The 268-nt window shown below is 63.8% G+C and carries 1 protein-coding gene; it reads left to right on the top strand.

What is annotated here, in order from left to right:
• Positions 1-14: 14 nt before the first annotated feature.
• Positions 15-268 (top strand): sensor histidine kinase (locus R0J88_RS20520; protein WP_410900955.1); only part of this gene is annotated, 254 nt, incomplete at its 3' end.

The following is a 268-nucleotide window of genomic DNA, read 5'->3' as shown; positions in this document are numbered from 1 at the left end:
AAGGCTTGCGCGGCATGTTCCAGCCGCTTGCCGGCCACAAAGGCCTGGCCTTCGAGGTCAAGGTCGAGCCGCAGGTGCCGGCCACCCTCTTCACGGACCGCCAGCGCCTGGAGCAGATCCTCAAGAACCTGTTGTCCAACGCCATCAAGTTCACCGAGCGTGGCCAGGTCAGCATGAACGTCAGCTTCCAGGCTGGCAGCGGTATCGTGTTCGCCGTGCGCGACAGCGGCATCGGTATTGCTGCCGATCAGCAGCAGGCGATCTTCGG

It is taken from the genome of Pseudoalteromonas sp. SIMBA_162 (genome assembly GCF_046535955.1).
Classification (GTDB): domain Bacteria; phylum Pseudomonadota; class Gammaproteobacteria; order Enterobacterales; family Alteromonadaceae; genus Pseudoalteromonas; species Pseudoalteromonas marina.
This window is presented reverse-complemented; position numbering and strand designations above follow the sequence as displayed.